This window comes from uncultured Campylobacter sp. (genome assembly GCF_938018035.1).
Taxonomy (GTDB): Bacteria; Campylobacterota; Campylobacteria; order Campylobacterales; family Campylobacteraceae; genus Campylobacter_B.
Genome location: NZ_CALIJF010000219.1, coordinates 1 through 2,873, shown reverse-complemented (window position 1 = coordinate 2,873; position 2,873 = coordinate 1). Strand labels below are relative to the sequence as shown.

Annotated in this window: 5 protein-coding genes; all 5 read left to right on the top strand. The window is 35.1% G+C overall.

Features of this window, described 5'->3' with window-relative positions; all coding sequences use genetic code 11:
* Positions 1 to 272, top strand: a 272-nt coding sequence (imm40, locus tag Q0257_RS06865) for an Imm40 family immunity protein (protein WP_298023243.1), incomplete at its 5' end; no start/stop codon positions are given.
* Positions 273 to 395: 123 nt separating this feature from the next.
* Positions 396 to 785 carry a hypothetical protein gene (locus Q0257_RS06860; RefSeq protein ID WP_298023240.1) on the top strand — a complete coding sequence of 130 codons (390 nt, stop codon included), beginning with the start codon at positions 396 to 398 and terminating at the stop codon, positions 783 to 785.
* Positions 786 to 891: 106 nt separating this feature from the next.
* Positions 892 to 1,647, top strand: coding sequence for a hypothetical protein (locus Q0257_RS06855; RefSeq protein WP_298023237.1), 756 nt, complete (start codon positions 892 to 894; stop codon positions 1,645 to 1,647).
* Positions 1,648 to 1,657: 10 nt separating this feature from the next.
* Positions 1,658 to 2,047 carry a hypothetical protein gene (locus Q0257_RS06850; protein WP_298023235.1) on the top strand — a complete coding sequence of 130 codons (390 nt, stop codon included), beginning with the start codon at positions 1,658 to 1,660 and terminating at the stop codon, positions 2,045 to 2,047.
* A 47-nt stretch (positions 2,048 to 2,094) separates the two neighbouring features.
* The gene (locus tag Q0257_RS06845) at positions 2,095 to 2,469 is read left to right on the top strand and encodes a hypothetical protein (RefSeq protein ID WP_298023232.1); all 375 of its coding nucleotides are present in this window, start codon (positions 2,095 to 2,097) and stop codon (positions 2,467 to 2,469) included.
* The last annotated feature ends 404 nt before the right edge of the window (positions 2,470 to 2,873 follow it).

The window sequence follows — 2,873 nt, the reverse complement described above, 5'->3', positions numbered from 1 at the left end:
ACGGAATTTATGGAATCGCTTGGAGATTCGACGATGTAATGGAGGTGCTTAAAATCGCAAAAAGCAAAGATATGGTTATCGTCGGAGGAGAGGTATATCGCCTAAGCGGTAATAAGCCCATTATCACATACGATAGCTGGAGCATTAAAGAGGGAGATGACGGTGACGATGCATTCGAACTAGCGGTTCGATACATCACTAATTATCGCGTCAGAAACGGAGATGATTTTGCATATTGCCCGGTCATTTGCCCTGGGCAGGTATCCAAATGAAAATTTTAGCTTACAATACAGAATATGTTGGTTTTGCTCGTATTCAAATAAATATAAAAATATGCGCCGAACTGAATGCTAATGTATGCGTAGATGAGATATAAAAGATTTTTAGGAGCGATCTTGAAAAGCAACAAAGTAATCCTAATCCTATCGATCGAAAGCGATAGGGATCTATCCGAAACAATAAGCAGCAACGGCATATCTGCAACAAAAGTCTGGCAAAAAGGAGATTTGAAACTAAAAGGTTCTATTTTAAAATACAGAAATTTTGGCTTTAGCATAGAGGAAAAATTTTATGATATACCTTTTGCGGGAGATCTAATTAAAAAATTTTTAGCAGATATAAATGTCGCGAGGAGTATAAAATTACAAAGCGTGAAAAAGCTGCTAAGAGTCGTAGTTTACAGTTATAATAGCATGCCCGGTCTATATTATAATGCAAATTTACTGAAACTATTAGCAGATAATAATGTGGATTTGGACAACGACATATACTGCCTAGATGGATAAATTTGAATCGTTATCGAGACGCATTTATCGATGAAATTCTTTGACTCTGATTGGGCGAAAGATGACAAGCTGTCCTTGGAATTTCATATAAGGATAATTTGAAACCATGAAGCCCGTAAGAATTGTAATGACGATATTTTTTATTATCCTATCGTCTCTAAATTTTCATAAACTATTAACGGAAGGCGGTTATCGCGGAGGCAAAGTCTATGTCGTAGCCACAACCCAATCCGTCATTATGCAACTACTGCTTATCATAGGATTGATCCTGTATTTGATATATCTGATAAGAGTAAAAGAGTATTATAAGCCAAGCTCAAATTTTACGTTTTCTAAAAAGGAGAACAAAATGAACTTATCGAATAGAATAAAGGCGCTAAAGGCGCGGCTTAAACTGCAAAAGCCGGAAATTATAACAGATCCTATACAGAAGGATGAGCTTGTCGAGCAAGATTTGTGTGGTAAAGAACTGTGTGATTTAGACCATAGCACGATCAAACTTTTATCGGGAGATTTGAGTGTCTTTAATGACTATGCTTTTAGGTATTATATCCTGGATTTTATTGATTTTTACGAGCGCTTCGGCGATGAGGAGGTTATAGAGGATATGTTCATTCAAGCGCTTATGCCGCCTATATGGCGGGCGCGAGCGAAACAATTTAGCAGGGATGAGGTAAGAATAATCATAGATTTTTTACAAAAAAATTATGAAGATATTGCGAGAATTACGCATTCCAAGAAATATAAAAAGTTAAAGCCCTACGAACAAGAAGAAATTTATATACCATTCAAACATTTTGAAAAAGAGATAAAAAATGCGATAAAATTTTGGGAGAAGTATTATAAGGGTAAAAATTTATAAGGATTGGCAAATGCGCTTAATGGAGATCGATTTGGGCAAGTATGAGGAATATATCTATTTCTTTATAGAGAAAAACAGGGCGTATTTTAGCGCCTATCAAGAGCAGATATTTCCTTTCGATATGGAGTACATACCTAGCTTATTGTGGCTGCTTGCATCTTTTGCAGAAACTACGATTAAAATTTTTGATGATTTGGACGAAAAGACAAGAAATGAAATTTTTGATTTTGTGGAAAAGGGAGCGGCAAGCGAAGACGAATACATCGGCACGGCGTTCTGCACCGGCTTTGTTGAGACAATTATAAATATTGCGAAAGAAGGCGAATATAAGATAATTAGCAAATATTTTAGAAACGAAACGCTAGAATACGCCGCCGCTTGGATGAAATTTGGCGAATAGCTAGATCGAGCTTATTAAAGTCATATTTTAAAACAATAAGGAGCCATATGCCTAAACATGAATTTTTACTCAAAAAGACAAAAGAAAATATTTTCTCTAAAGAGCATTGCGTAGTAATTAGCGATGATCTGATACTTCATATTTTATACTCTCTAAAGCGGGTACAAACCACATGGAACGATGAGGTAAATTTGAAAAAAAGTCTAAATTACTATGGCTATAGCTGGATAGAAGATAAAGTTAAATTTAGAGATATAATATGCTCTTGGAGGTCGCTTTTCTTGAGCGCGGATGAGCAGATTGTTTTTGATAAAAACTGCGCGCTAAATAAATCCTCGGTTATCGAGCAATTAGACGGCCTATTGGAACTAATCGATTCGGCAATTAAAAATGATTTATATATTTTGCATTTAGGGATTTAGCAAATGCGCGGCGATTTAATAATAAAACAGAAGAAAGACTATGAAAAGAAATTATAAAAAGATAATACCCGTAAGAGGTAGAAGGAAATTTTCGATTAATAATTTTAGAAAAATTTTCGCGGAGGGCGATATACTGCAGATCGGTCAAAGGCGGTTTTTATTTTGTAGCTGGAATAATCTGCTACGTATAAACGGCGATAAATTAGGCGAATTCATAATATTGCCGCCGGAAGCTAATGTGAAAAATAATAATGGTTTGATTTCTAAAAAGTGGGTATTGGAAAATTTAGATTTTATATGTGATACCGAGCCATCCAGAAATATAAGCATATTTTCTTATTACGATAGCTCTGTGACTGAATACAAAAGGATAAATGATAAAATTCCCGCAAAATTTACTTATA